Source organism: Amycolatopsis sp. cmx-11-51 (assembly GCF_047608665.1).
In the GTDB taxonomy this organism is placed as follows: Bacteria; Actinomycetota; Actinomycetes; order Mycobacteriales; family Pseudonocardiaceae; genus Amycolatopsis.
On record NZ_JADNQO010000023.1, the window covers coordinates 1 to 23,997 of the forward strand.

Here is a 23,997-nt window from a genome sequence, read left to right on the forward strand (position 1 = left end):
TTGTGCTGGACGTGGGTGGTGAAGCGCTGCCGGGTGAGCTGGTCTCGCAATGGGCCGTTGATCGGGTGATGTTCAACAGTTACGGTCCGGCCGAGGCGACGGTGAACGCCGCCGTATGGCGCTGCCGGGCCGACGTTGGTCCTGGCTCTGTCCCGATCGGACAGCCGATCGCGAACGTCCGGGTCTACGTGCTGGACGAGACCTTGGAGCCGGTTCCGGCCGGGGTGGCGGGCGAGTTGTACGTGGCCGGCTCCGGAGTGGCGCGGGGCTATGTAGGCCGCGCGGGCCTGACCGGTGAACGGTTCGTGGCGTGCCCGTTCGAGCCAGGGGAGCGGATGTATCGCACGGGCGACCGGGTGCGGTGGACTGCCGATGGTGAGTTGGTGTTCCTGGGGCGTCTGGACGAGCAGGTTCAGATCCGGGGTTTCCGGGTGGAGCCAGGGGAGATCGAAAGTGTCCTGCTGACGCATCCTGACGTCGACCAGGCGGCGGTGATCGCCAGGGAAGACACTCCGGGCGATGTCCGGCTGGCCGGTTATGTCATTCTCGCGGGCGCGGTGTCCGTTGAAGAGTTACGCACCTTCCTCGCCGAGAGACTGCCCTCGTATCTGGTGCCCTCGGCGATCGTCGTTCTCGACGCTTTCCCGTTGACACCCAACGCGAAACTCGATCGCAAGGCCCTTCCCGCGCCGGACTTCGCGGGTCTCGTGGGCACCGGTCGCGCGCCGGAGACCGCGCGGGAAGAAGTGCTGTGCCAGGCGTTCGCCGAGGTGCTCGGCCTGGAACGAGTCGGTGTGGATGACGACTTTTTCGTGCTGGGCGGGCATTCGCTGCTCGTGGTGTCGTTGGTGGAGTGGCTGCGGCAGCGCAGGGTGTCGGTCTCGGTGCGAGCCCTGTTCCTGACCCCGACGCCGGCCGGGCTGGCCGCCGCCGCGGGCCCCGAACCCGTGGTGGTACCGCCCAACCTGATCCCGCCGGACGCCGACGGGATCACGCCGGACATGGTGCCGTTGGCCGAGCTGACCGAGGCCGAGATCGCGCGGGTGGTGGCCGCGGTTCCCGGCGGGGCGCCGAACATCCAGGACGTGTACCCGCTGGCGCCGTTGCAGGAAGGTATCTTCTTCCACCACCTGATGGCCGACCACGACGGAACCGACGTCTACGTGACGCCCACCGTCATCGAATTCGATTCGCGTGACCGCCTCGACGCCTTCCTCGCCGGGTTGCGCTGGATGGTGGACCGGCACGACATCTACCGCACCGCGGTCGTGTCGGCGGGGCTGCGGGAACCCGTGCAGGTCGTGGTGCGCCACGCCGAGCTGCCGGTCGCGGAAGTCGTCCTCGATCCCAGCGGCCCCGACGCCGTCGAACAGCTCCTGAACAGGGTGGGCGGGCGGCTGGACCTGGGCCGGGCGCCGCTGATGGACGTGCACTTCGCCGCCGATCATCGCGGCGGTCGATGGCTCGGCCTGCTGCGCGTCCACCACCTGCTGCAGGACCACACCACGCTCGAGGTGCTGCTCGACGACCTGCGAGCCTTCCTGTCCGGGCGGGCCGGGGAACTCCCCGCGCCGGTCCCGTTCCGCGAATTCGTGGCGCAGGCACGGCTCGGGGTGCCACGACAGGAGTACGAGCGGTACTTCTCCGGCCTCCTCGGCGACGTGACGGAGACGACCGCCCCTTACGGGCTGGTGGATCTGCACGGCGACGGCACCGGCGCCGAGCAGGCTCACCTGTGGGTGGACGACGCGCTGGGCAGGCGCGTCCGCGAGGTGGCGCGGTCGTGGGGAGCGAGCCCGGCCACGGTGTTCCACCTGGCGTGGGCCCGCGTGCTGGGCGCGGTGTCGGGACGCGAGGACGTCGTTTTCGGCACCGTCCTCTTCGGACGGATGAACGCCGGTACCGGCGCGGACCGCGTGCCGGGACTGTTCATCAACACCCTGCCGGTCCGGGTCCGCCTCGATCGGGAGGGCGTCGGTGAGGCACTGACCGGACTTCGGCACCAGCTCGCGGACCTGCTGGCCTACGAGCACGCGCCCCTGGCGCTCGCCCAAGGGGCCAGCGGTCTCTCCGGCGGCAGTCCGTTGTTCAGCTCGATCTTCAACTACCGGCACAGCCCGGCCACTCCGGAGGAGGACCGCCCGGCGCTGGACGGGATGAACGTCCTGTCGGCCCGCGACCTCACCAACTACCCGCTCGCGGTCGCAGTCGACGCCCACGAGTCCGGCTTCGCGATCACCCTGGACGCGGTGGCGCCCGCCGACCCGGCCCGGGTGGGCGCGCTGCTGATCACCTGTCTCGACGCCCTCGCCACCGCCTTGGCGGACGAGCCCGCCACGCCGCTTCGCACGCTGGACGTGCTGGACGAGTCCGAGCTGTCCGCGCTGGTGGACGGCTGGAACGACACCGCGGTACCGGTGGCGGACGTGTCGGTGGCGGACGCGTTCGCGGCCAGGGCCGCGGCCGATCCCGGCGCCGTCGCGGTCGTCTCCGGCGAGGTGGAGACGTCCTACGGCGAGCTGGACGCGCGTGCGGACCGGCTGGCGCGGGCGCTGGTCGCCGCGGGCGTGCGGCCGGAGTCGGCCGTGGCGGTCGCGATGGAGCGGTCGATCGACCTGGTGGTCGCGTTTCTGGCGGTGCTGAAGGCAGGCGGTGTCTTCGTGCCGCTGGACACCGGCTGGCCGGAGGCCCGGATGCGCGCGGTGACCGCGGACGCGGGCGCTTGCCTGTTGCTGGCGCACGAGGCGACCACCGGGATCGAACTCGGCGTCGCGGCGCTGACGGTCGAGGCCGAGGCGGACACCGCGGTGGACCTGCCGGACTCGGTCCCGCCGGGTTGTGCCGCCTACGTGATGTACACGTCCGGCTCGACCGGGGAGCCGAAGGGCGTGGTGGCCACCCATCGGGACGTGGTGCGCCTGGCGATGGACCGGTGCTGGGGTGCCGCGGCACGGGTGCTGTTCCACGCCCCCCACGCCTTCGACGCGTCGTCTTACGAGCTGTGGGTGCCGCTGCTGTCGGGTGGCACCGTGGTGATCGCACCCGGCGAGCGCATCGACGCGGCGTCGATGCGGCGGTTGATCTCCGCGCACGCGTTGACCCACGTGCACGTGACCGCCGGTCTGCTGCGGGCACTGGCCGAGGACGACCCAGGCTGCTTCGCCGGGGTGCGTGAGGTGCTGACGGGCGGGGACGTGGTGACGGCCGACGCCGTGCGCCGGGTCATGGAGTCGGGCTCCCGGGTGGTCGTGCGGCACCTCTACGGGCCGACCGAGGTCACGCTGTGCGCCACCCAGCACGAGATCGCCGATGCCGCCGAGGTGGGCGGCGCGCTGCCCATCGGGCGGCCGCTGGACAACACCCGCGTCTATGTCCTGGACGACGGGCTCAACGTGGTCCCGGTGGGCGTCGCCGGTGAGCTGTACGTGGCCGGGGCCGGCATCGCGCGCGGTTACGTCAACCGCGCCCAGACCACGGCGGAGCGGTTCGTCGCGTGCCCGTACGGGACGGGCGGGCGGATGTACCGCACCGGCGACCTGGCTCGCTGGACGCCGGACGGGCGGCTGGTGTTCGCCGGGCGCGCGGACGACCAGGTGAAGATTCGCGGTTTCCGGGTGGAACCGGGTGAGGTCGAGGCCGTGCTCGCCGAGCATCCGGCGGTCGCGCAGGCCACCGTCGTAGTGCGGGAGGACGTCCCGGGGGACAAGCGGCTGATCGGCTACGTGGTGCCCGTGGACGGGAGCGCTTCGATCGTCGACGTGGTGCGTGACCACGTGGCCGGGCGCCTGCCCGAGTACCTGATCCCGGCGTCGTTCGTGGAACTGGCCGCGCTCCCGCTGACGGCCAACGGGAAGGTGGACCGGGCGGCGCTGCCCGCGCCCGGGTACGCGGCCGGAGCGGGCAGGGCTCCGGTGAACGCGCGGGAAGAGCTGCTGTGCCGGGCCTTCGCCGATGTCCTGGGGCTGCCGTCGGTCGGGATGGACGACGACTTCTTCGCGTTCGGCGGGCATTCGCTCCTGGCGATGCAGCTGGTGAGCCGGGTACGCGCGATCCTGGACGTGGAACTTCCGATCCGGACTGTGTTCGAAGCCCGGACTCCCGGGCGCCTTGCGGTCCGGATCGACCAGGTCGCCGCGCCGGGGCGGACGGCGCTGACGGCGCGGTCACGGCCGGACCTGGTGCCGTTGTCGTTCGCGCAGCGCCGGTTGTGGTTCCTGGGCAGGCTGGAGGGGCCGAGCCCGACCTACAACATTCCCTGGGGTCTGCGTCTGACCGGGACCTTGGACCGGGCGGCTTTCGCGGCGGCGTTGCGTGATGTGGTCGGGCGCCACGAGGTGCTGCGTACTGTTTTCGCGCTGGCCGACGGCGAGCCGTATCAGCGGGTGCTTTCGGTGGACGAGTCCGGGTTCGCGCTGGACGTGGTGGAAGTGCCGCCCGACGACCTGACGGCGGCGGTGGCGCGGGTCGCGACGCACCCCTTCGACCTGGCGGCGGAGATCCCGGTGCGCGCCTCGCTGTTCTTGGTGGCGCCGGACGAGCACGTGCTGGTCATGGTGGTGCATCACATCGCGGGTGACGCCTGGTCGATGGCGCCCTTGGCCCGCGACGTTTCGCTGGCGTACGAGGCACGGCTGGGCGGCGCGGCTCCCCGGTGGGCCCCGCTGCCGGTGCAGTACGCCGACTACGCGCTCTGGCAGCGGGAGCTGCTCGGCGACGACGACGATCCGGGCAGCGTGATCGCACAGCAGGTGCGCTACTGGAAGGCCGCGCTGGCCGGCGCACCGGACGAGCTGGACCTGCCGGTCGACCGGCCACGTCCGGCGGAGCTGTCCCATCGAGGCCACGTCGCCGAGGCCGAACTTCCCGCCGAGCTGCACCGGCGGCTCCTGGAGCTGGCGGCGGCCGAGGGCGTGACCGTGTTCATGCTGCTGCAGGCCGCGTTGGCGGTGACGCTCTCGCGGTTGGGCGGAGGCCGGGACATCCCGATCGGCACGGCCGTCGCGGGGCGCACCGACCAGGCCCTCGACGAGCTGGCCGGGTTCTTCGTCAACACCCTCGTGCTGCGCACCGACCTGTCCGGGAATCCGACCTTCGCCGAGGTGCTGGGGCGGGCACGGGAAAACCTCCTCGCGGGGCTGGCCCACCAGGACGTCCCGTTCGAGCGGCTGGTCGAGGAGCTCTCCCCGGCCCGTTCGCTGACCCGGCATCCGCTGTTCCAGGTGATGCTGACCGTGCAGAACACCGCCGGGACCGACGCCGAGCTGCCCGGCCTGCGGACCTCGATGGTGCCCACGGGGGCGGTGGCCGCCAAATTCGATCTGGACCTCGCCTTCGAGGAGAGTTTCGACCCGGCGGGCGCGCCCGCCGGCTTGCGCGGAACGCTCGTCGTGGCCGCCGACCTGTTCGACCCGAGCACCGCGGACCGGATCGTGACCTGGTTCGCACGAGTGCTCGACGAGGTGACCCGACGGCCGGACCTGCGGCTCGGCGCGGTCGACGTCCTCGACGCCGGTGAACTGTCCACTTTGGATGGATGGAACGAGCCGGGGCCGCCGGTCCCCGATGCCACGCTGCCGGAGCTGTTCGAGGCCCAGGCCGCGAGGACGCCGGACGCGATCGCCGTCACGGCGGGCGACGTCGAGCTGTCGTACGCGGAACTGGATGCGCGAGCGAACGGTCTGGCCCGTCGGCTGGCGAGCCGGGGTGTCGGCCCGGAGTCGGTTGTCGGGGTGGTCGCACGACGGTCGGCCGAGTCGGTGGTGTCGCTGTTGGCGGTGCTCAAGGCGGGTGGCGCGTATTTGCCGGTGGATCCGGATTCTCCGGTAAAGCGGATCGAGTTCGTGCTGGCGGACGCGGACGCGGTATGTGTGGTCGCGACGTCGGACTGCGTGTCGGTGGTGCCGCAGGGTGTCCCGGTCGTGCTGGCGGACGATCCTGGGCACGACGTGGTTTCGGACCGGCCGAGCGTGGCGCGCCCCGACCATGCGGCGTATGTGATTTACACGTCGGGTTCGACGGGGTTGCCGAAGGGGGTGGTGGTTCCGCATCGGAATGTGGTGGCGTTGTTCGCGGCTGCTGGTGGGTTGTTTGATTTTGGTGCGGATGATGTGTGGTCGTGGTTTCATTCGTTCGCGTTCGATTTCTCGGTGTGGGAGTTGTGGGGCGCGTTGTTGTATGGCGGCCGGGTTGTGGTGGTGCCGTTCGAGGTGTCGCGTTCGCCGCGGGAGTTTGTGGATTTGCTGGAGCGGGAGCGGGTTACGGTGTTGAGTCAGACGCCGTCGGCGTTCTATCAGTTGATGGCAGCTCAGTCGGGGGCGGGGTTGGCGTGTGTGCGGGCGGTGGTGTTCGGTGGGGAGGCGTTGGAGCCCGCGCGGTTGAGCGAGTGGTGGGAGCGGTTTGGTGATTCCGGTCCTCGGTTGGTGAATATGTATGGGATTACTGAGACGACGGTGCATGTCACCCATTGCGATCTCGCACCGAATACCGAGGGGGGTGTGATCGGTCGGGGTCTTGCGGGTTTGTCGGTGTATGTGCTGGATGAATGGTTGCGGCCTGTTCCGGTGGGTGTGGTGGGTGAGTTGTATGTGGCTGGTCCGCAGTTGGCGCGTGGTTATGTGAATCGTGCGGGTTTGACCGGTGAGCGTTTTGTGGCGTGTCCCTTCGGGTCCCCGGGTGTCCGGATGTATCGGACGGGGGACCGGGGCCGCTGGAACGCCGACGGCCTGCTGGTGTTCGCGGGCCGCGTGGACGATCAGGTCCAGATCCGCGGGTTCCGGGTGGAGCCGGGTGAGGTGGAGGCCGCACTGGCGGCGCATCCCGACGTGGCACAGGCCGCGGTGCTCGCGCGGGAGGACTCTCCTGGTGATGTCCGCCTGGTGGGCTACGTCGTGCCCAGTGCCGAGGCAGGCGCCGACGATCTGCCGGACGTCGTGCGCGGGTTCATGACGGGACGGTTGCCGTCGTACCTGGTGCCTTCCGCGGTGGTGGTGCTGGAGGCGCTGCCGTTGACCGCTAACGGAAAGCTGGATCGCGCGGCACTGCCCGCGCCGTCCTACACCGCCGGTGGTGGCCGCGCTCCGGCCGGCATCGAGGAGGAGCTGCTCTGCCAGGCGTTCGCCGAGGTGCTTGGTCTGGGGCGAGTCGGTGTGGATGACGACTTCTTCGTGCTGGGTGGTCATTCGTTGTTGGCGGTGTCGTTGGTGGAGTGGTTGCGTCAGCGTGGTGTGTCGGTGTCGGTGCGGGCGTTGTTCACGACACCGACCCCGGCTGGATTGGCCGCTGTCGCCGGGTCCGGTTGGGTGGAGGTGCCGTCGAATTTGATTCCGGATGGTGCCACCGAGTTGACGCCGGAGATGCTGACGCTGGTCGACCTGACCGAGGACGAGGCCGGCCTGGTCGCGGCGGCGATTCCGGGCGGGGCACCCAACATCCAGGACGTCTATCCGCTGGCGCCGTTGCAGGAAGGGATTTATTTCCACTATCTGCTCGCCGGTCGTGACGGCACCGACGTGTACGCCACGCCGACCGTGCTGGCCGTCGACACCCGGGATCGCCTCGACGGCTTCCTCGTGGCGTTGCAATGGCTGGTCGACCGGCACGACATCTACCGCACGGCGATCCTGTCCGAAGGGCTTCCGCACCCCGTGCAGGTGGTCACCCGGCACGCCCTGCTGCCGGTCGAGGAAATCACACTCGACCCCCACGGCCCCAGCCCCGTGGACCAGCTCCTGGCCGCGGGCGACCGCAGGATGGAACTGGCCGATGCCCCGCTCATCCGGGTGTACGTCGCCGCCGATCCGGCGGGCGGCTGGCTGGTGCTGCTGCGCATCCACCATCTGATCCAGGACCACACCAGCTTCGACGTGATAGTCGCCGACCTTCAGGCGTTTCTCACCGGGCGGGCAGGCGAATTGCCGCCGCCGGCGCGTTTCCGCGATTTCGTCGCGCAGACCAGGGGCGGGGTGTCCCAGGCCGACCACGAAAGCTATTTCACCGAACTGCTCGACGGCGTCACCGAAACCACCACACCGTACGGCCTTTTGAACACGTATGGGGACGGCGAGGCGGCCGCGCTCGGCCACCGGCGGGTGGACGACACCCTGGCGGCGCGGACGCGCGAGGTGGCACAGACGCTCGGCGTGAGCCCGGCGACACTGTTCCATCTGGCATGGGCACGCGTACTCGGCGCGGTTTCGGGACGTGACGACGTCGTGTTCGGCACGCTCCTGTTCGGCCGGATGAACGCGGGCGCGGGTGCCGACCGCGCGCCCGGACTGTTCCTCAACACGCTTCCGGTGCGGGTGCGCATCGCCGAGGCGAGCGTGGGCGAGGCACTGGCCGCGATGCGGGGCCAGCTCGCCGACCTGATGGTCCACGAGCACGCGCCGCTGGCGTCGGCGCAGGCCGCGGCCGAACTGCCAGGTGGCAGCCCGCTGGTCACGTCGCTGTTCAATTACCGGCACAACCAGGAGGAGCCCGAACCCGGCGAGGGCATCGACGGTATCCGGACGGTCTTCACCCGGGAGCACACGAACTACCCGCTCCACGTGTCCATCGACAACGACGGCCCGGGTTTCGCGATCACCGTGAACGCCGTGGCACCCGCCGACCCCGACCAGGTCTGCGCGCTTCTGCACACCTGTCTCGGAAACCTGGTCACCGCGCTGACGGCGGCCCCGGAGACGCCGTTCACCGGAGTCGACGTGCTCGACGCCCCGTCCCGGCGACGGCTGCGGGTGGACTGGAACGACACCACCGTGGCCGTTCCGGACGTTTCGGTGCCGGAGGCGTTCGCGGCGCAGGTGGCCCGCACACCGGAAGCCGCCGCTCTGGTGGCCGGTGACGTGACGCTGGGGTACGCCGAGCTGGATGCCCGCTCGGACCGGTTCGCGCGAGCGCTGGTGGCCTCCGGGGTGGAAGCGGAGTCGCCGGTCGCGGTGCTGATGGACCGGTCACCCGAGCTGGTGGTGGCGCTGCTGGCGATCTTCAAAGCCGGCGGGGTGTTCGTGCCGCTGGACGTGGGCTGGCCGGCCGCGCGGATGCGGGCGGTGGTCGAGGATTCGGGTGCCGCGTCGCTGGTGATACACGAACCGACGGCGGGCCACGAGTTCTTGAACGGGCTGGCGCTCCGGACGATCTCCGTCGATGCCGCTGCCGCTGCCGCTGCCGATGCCGATGCCGATGCCGCCGTGCTGCCCCGGCCGGGCCCGCCGGGACAAGCCGCCTACGTGATGTATACCTCCGGCTCGACTGGCGTGCCGAAGGGCGTGGTGACCACGCATCGAGACGTGGTGGGCTTGGCGAAGGACCGGTGCTGGGGATCGCCGTCGCGAGTGTTGTTCCACGCGCCGCACGCGTTCGACGCGTCGTCGTACGAGTTGTGGGTGCCGTTGTTGTCGGGCGGGACCGTGGTGGTGGCGCCGGTCGAACGGGTGGACGCGACCGTGCTGCGCGGGCTGATCACCGGGCACGAGCTGTCCCATGTGCACCTGACGGCCGGTTTGCTCCGGACCCTCGTCGACGAGGATCCGTCCTGCTTCTCCGGCGTGCGGGAGGTGTTGACGGGCGGCGACGTGGTCCCGGCGGACGCGGTGCGGCGGGTGCTGGAGTCGAACCCCGGCGTCGCGGTACGGCATCTGTACGGTCCGACCGAGGTGACGCTGTGCGCCACCCAGCACGAGGTCGGTGCAGCCGATGAGATCGACGGTGTCCTGCCGATCGGGCGGCCGTTGGAGAACACCCGTGTCTACGTGCTGGACGACAAGCTCGACGTGGTGCCCGCCGGGGTGGCCGGTGAACTTTACGTCGCCGGATCGGGCGTCGCGCGCGGCTACCTGAATCGTCCTTTGTGGACAGCGGAGCGTTTTGTGGCTTGCCCGTTCGGTTCAGGCGAGCGGATGTACCGGACGGGCGATCTGGTCCGGTGGTCTTCGGACGGTCGTCTGGTGTTCGTCGGGCGCGCGGACGAGCAGGCCAAGATCCTCGGGTTCCGGGTGGAGCCCGGCGAAGTGGAAGCCGTCCTCGCCGGGCATCCGGCCGTCGCGCGGGCCGCCGTGCTGGTCCGCGAGGACGTGCCGGGCGACAAGAGGCTGGTCGCCTACCTGGTTCCCGCCGAGCCGGGCACCGCGGTCGGTGTCACGGCGCGCGCGTATACCGCCGAGCGGCTGCCGGAGTACCTGGTTCCGTCGGCGTTCGTGGAGCTGGAGACCCTTCCGCTGACGGTCAACGGGAAGGTGGATCGTGCCGCGTTGCCCGTGCCGGAGTACTCGTCCGGTATGGGTCGTGCTCCGGCGAACGCCACGGAAGAGCTGTTGTGCCAGGCGTTCGCCGACGTGCTCGGTCTTCCGTCGGTCGGGATGGATGACGATTTCTTCGAGCTGGGCGGGCATTCGCTGCTGGCTATCCAGCTGGCGAGCCGGGTGCGCGTGGTGCTGTCGGTGGAGGTGCCGCTGCACGCGCTGTTCGAGGCACGGACCCCGGCGAGCCTGGCGGCGTCGGCCTCGCTTGGTGTCCCCGACCGGACGGCGCTGGTGGCGCGGGAACGGCCGGAAACGCTGCCGTTGTCGTTCGCGCAGCGCCGGTTGTGGTTCTTGGCCCAGTTCGAGGGGCCGAGTCCCAGCTACAACATCCCGTTGACGTTGCGTCTGACCGGGTCTTTGGATCGGGTGGCTTTCGCGGCTGCGTTGCGTGATGTGGTCGGGCGGCACGAGGTGTTGCGTACCGTGTTCGCGCTGGCTGACGGGGAGCCGTATCAGCGGGTGCTTTCGCTGGACGAGACCGCCTTCGCGCTGGACGTGGTCCAGGTGACGGCCGGGAACCTCGACGAGACGATCGCCGAAACGGCGGGACACGCGTTCGACCTGACCACCGAGGCCCCGGTGCGGGCGTCGTTGCTCGCGGTGACACCGGAGGACCACGTCCTGGTCCTGGTCGTGCACCACATCGCGGCGGACGCGTGGTCGATGGCGCCGCTGTCGCGCGACGTCGCCGCGGCCTACAAGGCGCGGCTGCGGGGCACGGAACCCGCGTGGACACCGCTGCCCGTGCAGTACGCGGACTACGCGCTCTGGCAGCGCGACCTCCTCGGCGACGAGGACGATCCGGAAAGCCTGCTCTCCCGACAGGTCTCCTACTGGCGTGACACCCTCGACGGGGTACCAGAGGAGCTGGACCTCCCCGCCGACCGGCCACGGCCCGCCACCGCGTCCTACCAGGGCTCGCTCGCCTCGATCGAGATCCCGGCCGGACTGCACCGCCGCCTCCGGGCGGTGGCACAGGACAGGGGAGTGACCCTGTTCATGACGGTGCAGACCGCGCTGGCCGCGGTGCTGTCGCGGCTGGGCGCGGGGATCGACATCCCGATCGGTGTCGCGGTCGCGGGGCGCACCGACCAGGCGCAGGACGACCTCGTCGGCTTCTTCGTCAACACGCTCGTGCTGCGGACCGATCTGTCCGGAGACCCGACGTTCGCCGAGATCCTCGGCCGGGTACGGACCACGTCGCTGGCCGCCTTGACCCACCAGGACACCCCGTTCGAGAAGCTCGTCGAGGAGCTGGCGCCTGCCCGGTCACTGGCCAGGCACCCGTTGTTCCAGGTCATGCTGACCCTGCAGAACACGGGTGGGCCGGAAGGCAGGCCCCCGGTGACGCTGCCCGGCCTGCGGATCGGCGCGCTGCCCGTCGACGGCGTGGCGGCCAAGTTCGACCTCGACGTGTCGATGGGCGAATCCTTCGACGCGGCAGGCGCGCCCGCCGGGATGGCGGGCATGCTCATCGCGGCCGCCGACCTGTTCGACCAGGACACGGCCGACCGCCTCGCGAGCTACCTGGTCAGGGTCCTGACCCTGCTGGCCGACGACACCGGCGCGCGGCTGAGCACGGTGGACCTGCTCGATCCCGCCGAGCGCCGGTTGGTGGTGCAGGAGTGGAACCACACCGACGCCCCGCGACCGGCCATGCTCGTGCCGTCGGCCTTCGAGGCACGGGTGGCGAGTACGCCGGACGCGCTCGCGGTGCTGCACGGTGACGGTACCCGGCTGAGCTACGCCGAGGTGAACGCGCGGGCCAACCGGCTCGCCCGGCTGCTCGTCCGGCACGGCGTCGGGCCGGAGTCGTCCGTCGCGGTGTGTCTCCGCCGCTCCGCCGATCTGGTGGTGTCGCTGCTGGCGGTCCTCAAGGCCGGGGGCGCCTATCTGCCGGTCGACCCCGGGCATCCGGCCGAGCGCGTCAGATACCAGTTCGACGACGCCCGTCCTGGGCTCGTGCTGACCGATCTGGACACCGAGCTCGCCGATCACGGGCCGGACCGGATCGTGGTCGACGATCCTCGTGTCGTGGCGGAACTCGCGGCACCGGACGACGGCGATCTGACCACCGCGGAGCGCCACGGGCCCCTGTTGCCAGGCCACCCGGCCTACGTGATCTACACGTCGGGCTCCACCGGGCGGCCCAAGGGGGTCGTCGTCCCCCACGGCGCCATGGCGAACTTCGTGGCGGCGATGAGCGTGCGCTTCCCGATGGGGACCGCGGACCGCTTGCTGGCCGTCACGACGGTGTCCTTCGACATTCACGTCCTCGAGCTGTACGTGCCGCTGCTCGCGGGCGCCGGGGTCGTGCTGGCGGAGGACGCGGCCGTCCGGGATCCGGCGGCGGTGGCCGAGTTGATCCACCGGTTCGGTGTCACGACGATGCAGGCGACCCCGGCGCTGTGGCAGGCACTGCTGACCACACACGCCGAAGCCGCGCGCGGGCTGCGCCCACTGGTCGGCGGCGAAGCTCTGCCAGGGGCGCTGGCCGTCCGGCTGGCCGAAGCGTCGGCGGGCACGGTCACCAACCTGTACGGCCCGACCGAGGTGACGGTGTGGGCGACCGCGGCCGAGGTCGACGGGAAAGGCCCCGGCAGGGTGCCGATCGGCAGGCCGATCGCCAACACGAGGGCGTATGTACTCGACGGCACGATGCGGCCGGTCCCACCCGGCGCCGTCGGTGAGCTGTACCTGGCGGGCGTCCAGCTCGCGCGTGGCTACCTGGGGCGTCCGGGGGCGACGGCGGAACGGTTCGTGGCCTCCCCGTTCGGCAAGGACGGTGAGCGGCTGTACCGCACCGGTGACGTGGTGCGATGGCGCGCGGACGGCGAACTGGAGTTCCTGGGGCGTGCGGACGACCAGGTGAAGATCCGCGGGTTCCGGATCGAGCTCGGCGAGGTCGAGGCGGTGCTGGGCGCCTGCCCGGACGTGGACCGGGTCGCGGTGGTCGCGCGTGAGGACGTGCCGGGCGACAAGCGGCTCGTCGCCTACGTGGTGGCCACCGGCGACGAGCCTTCCGGGGCGGTGCGCGCGTACGCGTCCGCACATTTGCCGTCGTACATGGTGCCGTCCGTGGTCGTGCCGCTCGACGCGTTGCCGCTGACGCCGAACGGGAAGCTGGACCGCAAGGCGCTGCCCGCACCCGGCCCCACGACGGACGCCGGTGCGGGCAGGCTCCCCGTCGGTCCTCGGGAAAAGTTGTTCTGCGCGGCGTTCGCCCACGTTCTCGGTCTCGACGAAGTCGGGGCCGACGACGATTTCTTCGCGCTGGGCGGGCATTCACTACTGGCGGTGTCCCTTGTGGAGTATCTCCGCACGCACGGCGCCGAGGTGTCGGTGCGGGCGGTGTTCGAGCAAGCCACCCCGGCGGGGATGGCCGCGGCGGTGGGTCCGGACCAGGTGGTGGTGCGACCGAACCTGATTCCGCCCGGTGCCGCCGAGATCACCCCGGAGATGCTGACCCTGGCCGAGCTGACCGAGGCGGAGATCGCGACGGTGGTCGAGGCCGTGCCGGGCGGCGCGGCCAACATCGCCGACGTGTACCCCCTCGCGCCACTGCAGGAGGGCATGTTCTTCCACCACTTGATGGCCAAGGGCGACGACGCGGACGTCTACGTGCTGCCGACCGTGCTGCGTTTCGGCTCGCGAGCCCTTCTCGATGGTTTCCTCGCCGCCCTGCAGCGGATCGTCGATCGGACCGACATGTACCGGACGGCGGTCGTCTGGAAAGGACTGCGCGAACCGGTGCAGGTCGTGTGCCGTACCGCCGAGTTGCCGGTGGACGAAGTCGTCCTCGACGGCGCCGGTGACGCTGCCGAGCAGCTGATGGCCGGCGCGGGGGCCGGGATGGCGGTGGACCGGGCGCCACTGATGCGGGTACGGGTCGCCGTCGAACCGGCCACCGGGCGCTGGGTCGCGTTGTTGCTCATCCATCACCTGGTCCAGGACCACACCGCGCTGGACGTACTCCTGGACGAGGTGCGCGTGATACTCGCCGGGCGGGCCGCGGAACTGCCCGAGCCCGTACCGTTCCGCGAGTATGTGGCGAGGGCGCGGTTCGGCGTCGCGCGGGAGGAGCACGAGGCCTACTTCGCCGAGCTTCTCGGTGATCTGACCGAGCCGACCGCTCCGTACGGGTTGCTCGACGTGCACGGAGGCGGCGACGCGGTGACGCGCGCCGACCGGTGGGTCGACGACGCGCTGGCTCAGCGGGTGCGCGGGCTGGCACGCTCGCGCGGAGTCAGCCCCGCCACCGTCTTCCACCTGGCGTGGGCTCGGGTCCTCGGCACACTGGCCGGTCGTGACGACGTGGTGTTCGGAACCGTCCTTTTCGGACGGATGAACGCCGCGACCGACGTGCGGCGGGCGGCCGGGCCGTTCATCAACACGTTGCCGGTACGCGTCCGCCTCGACGCCACCGGCGCGGGCGCGGCCCTCTCGGCCATGCGGGGCCAGCTCGCCGGGCTGATGGTGCACGAACACGCGCCGCTCACGGTCGCGCAGGCGGCCAGTGGCGTGCCGGGCGGTCTCCCGCTGTTCACGTCGCTGCTCAACTACCGCTTCACGGCGGCCCCGGACGAGGACGGGGAGAAGGACCGTGACGACCCCGTCGACGGCATCGAACTGCTGGCGTTCCGCGAGCAGAGCAACTACCCGCTGACGGTGTCCGTCGACGACGTGACGGACCGGTTCCTGCTGACCGTGGACGCGCTTGCCCCGGCCGATCCGGAGCAGGTCTGCGAGTTGCTGCACGCCTGCCTCGACAGCCTGGCCTCCGTGCTCGAAGAAGACCCCGGTACGGCGCTTTCGGCGGTCGAAGTGGTGCACGCCGCCGAGCGACGGCGAGTACTGGACGCGGGCACCGGGCCGGTCCGGGAGTTGCCGCAGGTGCCACTCGGGGACCTGTTCGCGGCGCGGGTGGCCGAGACGCCGGACGCCGTGGCGCTCTCACGCGGGGACGTCGAACTCTCGTATCGGGAGCTGGACGCCGTCACGAACCGCTTGGCGCGGCTGTTGATCGCGCGGGGCGCCGGGCCGGAATCGGTGGTCGCGGTGGTGCTGGAGCGATCGCTGGAGCCGGTGATCGCGTTCCTGGCGATCGTGCGGGCGGGCGCGGCCTGCCTGATGGTCGATCCCGCTCTGCCCGCCGACCGCGTCGGCCTGATGTTCACCGACGCCGGTCCGGCGCAGGTGCTGACGAGCGCCGGCTGCCGGTCGGTGGTGCCGGACGGCGTGCCCGTGGTCGTGCTGGGGACTCCGGAGGTCGAGGCGGAGCTGGCGCGCCTGGATGACGGCGCGGTCACCGACGCCGACCGGGTCGCCCGGTTGCTGCCGGACCACCCGGCGTACGTGATCTACACCTCCGGCTCGACGGGACGGCCGAAAGGCGTGGTGGTCACACACCGCGGCCTGCCCTCGCTGGCGCTGGCCCAGATCGAGTCCTTCGCGCTGGACGGCGCGTCCCGGGTACTGCAACTGGCCTCGCTCAGCTTCGACGCGTCGGTCATGGAAATGGTCATGGCGTTGTCGTGCGGAGCGACGCTGGTCGTCCCGGCGGCGGCGGGACCGCTGGCGGGGGAGGAACTCGCCGAGGTGCTGCGGACGGAACGGATCACCCACACGCTGATCCCGCCGAGTGTGCTGGCCACCGTGCCCGAGGAGGTGGGCGACGCACTGGTCACGCTGGTGGTTGGCGCCGAGGCGTGCCCGCCGGAGCTGGTCGGACGCTGGACGCCGGGACGGCGGATGGTGAATGCCTACGGCCCGACCGAGATCACCGTGCTGTGCACACTGAGCGACGAGCTCCGTCCCGGCGAACTCCCGCCCATCGGCCGTCCGATCGGCGGCGCCCGGACGTACCTGCTCGACGACAGGCTGGTTCCGGTACCCGCCGGTGTGCAGGGCGAGTTGTACGTGGCGGGCCCCGGTGTGGCACGCGGCTACGTCGGCCGCGCGGGGCTGACCGCCGAGCGGTTCGTGCCCTGCCCGTGGGGCGGCCGGATGTACCGGACGGGCGACCTGGCCCGCTGGGGCGCGGACGGTCAGCTGGTGTTCCTCGGCCGCGCGGACGACCAGGCGAAGATCCGCGGGTTCCGGATCGAGCCGGGTGAGGTCGAGGCCGTGGTGGCCGAGCATCCGGCGGTGCGCAGGGCCGCGGTCGTCGTCCGCGAGGACGTCCCCGGCGATCGGCGACTGGTGGCGTACGTGGTGCCGGGCGAGGACACCGGTGAGCAGGTGGGAACGGTGCGGGCGTTCGTGGCCGGGCGCCTGCCCTCGCACCTCGTGCCGTCGGCGGTCGTATCGCTGGACTCGTTGCCGCTGACGGTCAGCGGGAAGCTCGACCGCGCCGCGCTGCCCGTCCCCGGCTACACCGCCGGTGAGGGCCGGGCACCGTCCGGTGCCCGCGAAGAACTGCTGTGTGGCGCGTTCGCCCAGGTACTGGGGCTGCCGTCGGTCGGGATGGACGACGACTTCTTCGCGCTGGGCGGGCATTCCCTGCTCGCGATCCGGCTGGTGAGCCGGGTGCGCGCGGTGCTGGGCGTCGAGCTGCCCCTCCGGGCGCTGTTCGAGACACCGACCCCGGCGGGTCTCGTCCGCGGGCTCGTCGAGGCCGGGCCGGGACGGGCCGCGCTGGCGGCGCGGAAGCGACCGGCGCGGGTGCCGTTGTCGTTCGCGCAGCGGCGGTTGTGGTTCCTGCGGCAACTGGACGGCCCGAGCGCCGCGTACAACGTTCCGGTGGGCCTCCGGCTGTCCGGAGAGCTGGACAGGGAGGCGCTGGAGGCCGCGTTCCGCGACGTGATCGAGCGCCACGAGGTCCTGCGGACAGTGTTCCCGATGCAGGATGAGGAGCCGTGCCAACGGGTCCTGCCGATCTCCGACACCGGGTTCGAGCTGCGTTTCGCGGAGGTGTCACCGGAGGACCTCGACGAAGCGGTGGCCGCGGCGGCCGGGTACGAATTCGACCTCGCCACGGAGATCCCGCTGCGGGCCTGGTTGTTCGCCACCGGCGCGGGGGAGCACGCGCTCGTGCTGGTGGTGCACCACATCGCGGGTGACGCCTGGTCGATGGAACCGCTGGCCCGTGACCTCGCGGCGGCCTATGCGGCCCGTCTCGAGGGAGGCGAACCCGCGTGGTCGCCGCTGCCGGTGCAGTACGTCGACTACACACTCTGGCAACGGGACCTGCTCGGTGACGAGCACACCGCGGGCACGGTGCTGGCCGACCAGGTGGCGTACTGGCGAGACGCCCTCGCGGGGGCGCCGGACGAACTGGAGCTGCCCGCGGACCGGCCGCGGCGGGCCGAGGCGTCACACCGCGGCCACGAGCTGCCGATCCTGGTACCGGCCGAGGTCCACGCGCGGCTGCTGGAGCTGGCGAGGGCAGAGGGCGCGACGGTCTTCATGGTGCTGCAAGCGGCGCTCTCGACGTTGTTGCACCGCCTCGGCGTTGGCACCGACGTCCCCATCGGGGCCGCCGTCGCCGGGCGGATGGACCAGGCGCTGGACGAGCTGGTCGGCTTCTTCGTGAACACTTTGGTGATCCGCAGCGACCTGTCCGGCGACCCGACGTTCCGTGAACTGCTCGCGCGGGTGCGGGCCGCCAGCCTGTCGGCGTACGAGAACCAGGACGTGCCGTTCGAGAAGCTGGTCGAGGAGCTGTCCCCGACACGGTCGCTGGCCCGGCATCCACTGTTCCAGGTCATGCTCACGGTGCAGAACACCGCCGGGGCCGGCGGCGGATCGGCCGCCGGGTTGCCGGGCCTGCGGACGGCCCCACTGTCGATGGGCGCCGCGGCGTCGGCCAAATTCGACCTCGACCTGAGCCTGGGCGAGACCTTCGACGAGTCCGGTGCCCCGGCTGGGATGCACGGCTCCCTCACCGCGGCCACCGACCTGTTCGACGAGTACACGACCGGGCGGCTCGTCAGTTACCTGATCCGCGTCCTCACCGCGGTTTCGGCCGACGTCGAAGTCCGCGTGAGCGCGGTGGAGATGCTCGATCCGGCCGAATACCACCGGATCGTCGAGGAATGGAACGACACCGCTCGCCCGGTGCCGGATCGCCTGGTGCCCACGCTGTTCTCCGAGCAGGCGGCGCGGGCGCCGGAGGCGACGGCGGTCGTGGGCGACGGGATCGAACTGACCTACGGCGAGGTCGAGGCGCGGGCGAACCGCCTGGCGCGCCGGTTGATCGCCCAAGGGATCGGGCCGGAGTCGGTGGTGGCCCTGGTGCTGGGGCGTTCGCCGGAGCTGGTGATCGCCGTACTGGCGGTGCTGAAGGCGGGGGGCGCGTACCTGCCGATCGATCCGGACCAGCCCGCGGAGCGGATCCGGTTCATGATCGAGGACGCGGCCTCGGCACTGGTGCTGGACGCGCCGGGCTTCGTGGACGAGGCCACGGCTTACGCGTCCACCCCGGTGTCCGACATAGACCGGATCGCGCCCCTGTCGCCGACCCATCCGGCGTATGTGGTTTATACGTCGGGGTCGACGGGGCGTCCGAAGGGTGTGGTGGTTACGCATGAGGCGTGTGTGAGTTTGTCGGTGAGTCATGAGCGTTATGGGGTGGGGGCTGGGAGCAGGGTTGCGCAGTTCGCGTCGGTGGGTTTTGACATGTTTTGTGAGGAGTGGCTTTTGGCGTTGTTGTCGGGGGCCGCGTTGGTGATTGTGCCGTCGGATCGGCGGTTGGGGGGTGAGCTGGCCCGGTTTTTGGTCGAGGAGGGGGTGACGCATGCGACGTTGCCGCCGGCGGTGGTGGCGACGATGCCGGGTGATGTGTTGGATCCGGGGTTCGTGTTGGATGTCGGGGGTGAGGCGTGTCCGCCGGAGTTGGTTGAACGTTGGGCTGGCGGGCGCACGATGTTCAACACCTATGGTCCGAGTGAGGCGACCGTCGACGCCACGGTGTGGCGCTGCCGTCCCGGTCTCGAACCGGGGACCGCGGTCCCGATCGGCCGCCCCATCGCCAATACCCGCGTCTACGTACTGGACTCCGCGCTGCGACCCGTCCCGACGGGCGTGGTCGGAGAGCTCTACCTGTCGGGCACGAGCCTGGTGCGCGGGTATCTCGGACTGCCGTGGATGACCGCCGAGCGGTTCGTGGCGTGTCCGTTCGAGTCGGGGGAGCGGATGTACCGGACGGGCGACCGGGTGCGCTGGGACGCCGACGGGCAGCTCGTCTTCGCGGGCCGCGCGGACGATCAGGTGAAGATCCGCGGGTTCCGGATCGAACCAGGTGAGGTCGAGGCCGTGCTCGCGGCGTATCCCGGGGTGTCCCAGGTCGCGGTGCTCGCGCGGGAGGACTCGCCCGGCGATCCGCGGCTGGTGGGTTACGTGGTTTCCGACGAGGGCGTGGATGTCGGCGGGCTGAAGACTTTCGTCTCGGAGCGGTTGCCGTCGTACCTGGTGCCGTCGGCCGTGGTGGAACTCGAGGCGCTGCCACTGACCGTCAACGGCAAACTGGACCGGAGGGCGCTGCCGGCGCCCGCCTACGCGACCGGTTCGGGACGCGTCCCCACCACGACCGAAGAAGAGCTGCTGTGCCAGGCGTTCGCCGAGGTGCTCGGGCTGCCGTCGGTCGGCGTGGACGACGACTTCTTCGCGCTGGGCGGGCATTCCCTGCTGGCGGTGTCGCTGGTGGAGTGGCTGCGGCAGCGCGGTGTGTCGGTTTCGGTGCGGGCGTTGTTCGTGACGCCGACACCCGCCGGGCTGGCCACGGCCTCCGGGCCGGAACCGGTGGTCGTCCCGCCGAACCTCATCCCGGCCGGGGCGACGCGGCTCACGCCGGAGATGCTGCCGATGGTCGAGCTGACCGAGGCGGAGGTCGCCCGGCTGGTGGAGCAGGTGCCGGGCGGTGCGGCGAACGTGGCGGACGTGTACCCGCTGGCACCGTTGCAGGAGGGCATCTTCTTCCACAACCTGATGGTCGGCCACGAGGGCACGGACGTGTACGTGACGCCCGCGGTGATCGAGTTCGAGTCGCGGCAGCGGCTGGACGAGTTCCTCACGGCCATGCAGTGGGTGGTGGACCGGCACGACATCTACCGCACCGCGGTCATTTCGGACGGGCTCCCGGAGCCGGTACAGGTGGTGGTGCGTAACGCCGAGCTGCCGGTCACGGAGGTCGAACTCCGGCAAGGGGAGCAGGATTCCTCCGAAGAGCTGACCGCCGCCGTCCGCGACTGGATGCCGCTGGACCGGGCACCGCTCCTGACCACGCACATCGCTGCCGATCCGCGGGGCGGCCGATGGCTGTGCCTGCTCCGGGTCCACCACTTGCTCCAGGATCACACCGCGATGCAGGTGATGCTCACCGAGCTGCGGGCACACCTCGATGGCCGGACCGATCAGCTGCCGCCGCCGCTGCCGTTCCGGGAGTTCGTCGCGCAGGCGCGGTTCGGAGTGTCGCGGGAGGAACACGAGCGGTACTTCGGCGAAGTCCTCGGCGACGTCACCGAGCCCACCGCTCCGTATGGGCTGACCGAGGTACACGGCGACGGCACGACGACGGGGCAGGCCGGCCTCCGGGTGGACGAGGCGCTGTCCGGGCGGCTGAAGGAGATCGCGCGATCGCTGGCGGTGAGCCCGGCGACGGTGTTCCACCTGGCGTGGGCGCGGGTGCTGGCGGCCTTGTCGGGCCGTGACGACGTGGTGTTCGGCACGATCGTGTTCGGCCGGATGAACTCGGGCGCGGGAGCCGACCGGGTCCCCGGCCTGTACATGAACACCCTTCCGGTGCGGGTCCGGCTGGCCGGGCTGTCCGTCGGCGAAGCGCTGACCGGCCTGCGGAACCAGCTCGCCGACCTGATGGTCCACGAGCACGCGCCGCTGGCGCTCGCGCAGGCGGCCAGCGGCCTGTCCGGCAGCCCGCTGTTCACCTCGCTGTTCAACTACCGGCACAACCAGGAGGTGTCCAGTGACGAGGCGGAGTCGATGTACGGAATCGACCTGGTGTCCGTCCGCGACCTGACCGACTATCCGCTCGGCGTCGCCATCGATGTCGACAGCAGCGGCTTCACGATCGCCGTGGACGCGGCGGCTCCCGCCGATCCCGACCAGGTCGCCGCGCTCCTGCACACCTGCCTGGACAACCTCGTCACCGCGTTGGCGGACACTCCTGGCACACCGTTCTTCGCGGTGGACGTGCTGGGCGAGGCCGAGTCGGCCGAGCTGGTCGAGAGGCGCAACGACACCTCGGTCGCAACGGCGGATGTCTCGGTGCCCCAGGCGTTCGCCGATCGCGTGGTCGCCGAGCCGGAGGCGGTCGCGGTCGCGGGTGCGGGTTTCCGGCTCACTTACGGTGAGCTGGACGAGCGTTCCGATCGGCTGGCGCGGGCGTTGGCGGTGGACGGGACGGAACAGATCGTCGCCGTGCTGCTGGAACGAACGGCCGATGTGGTCGTGGCGTTTCTCGCGGTGCTGAAGGCGGGCGGGGTGTACCTGCCCCTGGACCCGTCGTGGCCGGTCGCCCGCATGCGTGCGATCGTGCGGGACGCGGGCGCACGGTCAGTGGTGGTGAACGAGGCGACGGCCGGCCACGAGTTCGCTCGCACGACCGACCTGCCTCGGATATCGGCCGATCTCGACGGGGATGCGGACGACGGGGTCGTGCTGCCGCCGGTGTCTCCGAGCAGCGCGGCGTATGTGATGTACACGTCGGGTTCGACTGGTGTGCCGAAGGGTGTGGTGGCGACTCACCGGGATGTGGTCGGCTTGGCGAAGGACCGGTGCTGGGGTGTGACGTCGCGGGTGTTGTTTCATGCGCCGTACGCGTTCGACGCGTCGTCGTACGAGTTGTGGGTGCCGTTGTTGTCGGGCGGGACCGTCGTGGTGGCACCGGACGAGCGAGTGGACGCGGAGGTGCTTCGGCGGTGGATCTCCGCTCACGAGGTGTCGCACGTGCATGTCACGGCGGGGCTGCTGCGGGTGCTGGCCGAGCAGGATCCGGCTTGTTTCGCGGGTGTTCGTGAGGTGCTGACGGGTGGGGATGTGGTTCCGGCCGAGTCCGTGCGGCGGGTGCTGGAGTCGAATCCCGGTGTGGTGGTGCGGCAGCTGTACGGTCCGACCGAGGTGACGTTGTGCGCCACCCAGCATGAAGTCGGTGACCCTGGCGAGGTCGATGGTGTTTTGCCGATCGGGAAGCCCTTGGACAACACCCGGGTGTACGTCCTCGACGGTGCGCTGAACCCGGTGCCGGTCGGGGTGGCCGGAGAACTGTACGTGGCCGGTGCCGGTGTCGCGCGTGGCTATGCCAACCAGGCGCCGCTGACGGCGGAGCGATTCGTGGCCTGCCCTCACGGGGGACCCGGTGCGCGGATGTACCGCACCGGAGACCTGGTCAGATGGTCCCAGGAGGGGCCGCTGGTGTTCGTCGGGCGCGCGGACGATCAGGTGAAGATCCGGGGGTACCGGGTCGAACCCGGCGAGGTCGAAGCCGTCCTCGACGGATATCCGGGTATCGCGCACGCCGCGATCGTGGTGCGTGAGGACGTTCCCGGGGACAAACGGCTCATCGGGTATCTCATCCCGCAGGAGCACACCACCCCCGACGATGCCGCGGTGCGTGACTACCTCGCCGAAAGACTCCCGGACTACCTGGTCCCGTCCGCGTTCGTCCACCTCGACACCCTGCCGCTGACCGGGCACGGCAAACTCGACCGGAAAGCACTGCCCGCGCCCCAGTACGCTACCGAAGCGGGCGACGGTGGGGCGAACAACGGTCCTCTCGCCGTACTCGAGCAGGCCGTGTGCGAGACGTTCGCCGAGGTGCTCGGGCTCCCCGAGGTCGGGGTGAACGACGATTTCTTCGCTCTCGGCGGGCATTCGCTGCTGGCGGTCGCCCTGGTGCAGCGGCTGAAGCGCAAGGGCATCACCACCTCGGTCCAGGACGTGATGGCCGCCCCGACCCCGGTCGCGCTGCTGAACACGCTCAGCCTGTCGTCGGTGCGGGGCTCGCTCGGCGTGCTGCTGACCATCCGCGGCGACGGCGACCGGCCACCGCTGTTCTGCGTCCACCCGGCGGGCGGGCTGAGCTGGTGCTACACGCCTTTCGCACAGCATGTGCCGCCGGAAGTGCCCGTCCACGGCCTGCAGGCCCGCGGCATCGACGGTGAGACCCCGCTCGCGGGTTCGGTGGCGGAGATGGCGGACGACTACATCGAGCAACTGCGCGCGGTGCGGCCGACCGGCCCGTACTACATCGTCGGCTACTCCTTCGGCGCCACTCCCGCCCACGAGATCGCCGTGCGGCTGCGGGCGCTGGGCGAGGAGGTCGCCCTGGTCGTCATGGACTCGTTCCCGCTCGCCGAGATCGTGCGTGAAGCGGATGACGCGGACGACGGTGACGAGCCGTGGGAGGAGGTGATCCGGGCGGAGTTCGGCCACCTGCTCGGCGGTTTCTCCGACGAGGAACTCGCCGTCTTCGCGCGGATCTTCGAGAACAACACCCGGATCAGGGCGGCGCACCCCACCGGACGGTTCGACGGCGACACGCTGATCCTCACGGCGACCGACAACGCGGCGGAAGACGGCCCCCTCCGGGCACGGTGGGCCCCCTATGTCTCCGGCGCGCTGACCGAAGTGCCCATTCCGTGTGAGCACGCGGACATGGTCCGTCCCGACATGATGGGCCTGGTCTGGCGGGCGATCGCGGCTTGGCTGGAATCGCGATGACCGAAGGAACGGAGAGAGCGGA

General features: G+C 70.8%; 1 protein-coding gene. It reads left to right on the forward strand.

Annotation, left to right across the window (positions count from 1 at the left end; genetic code table 11):
* The first annotated feature begins 11 nt into the window (after positions 1–11).
* Entirely contained in the window at positions 12–23,975 is a 23,964-nt protein-coding gene (locus ACM6LU_RS36835) for a non-ribosomal peptide synthase/polyketide synthase (RefSeq protein ID WP_414942490.1), read from the forward strand.
* The last annotated feature ends 22 nt before the right edge of the window (positions 23,976–23,997 follow it).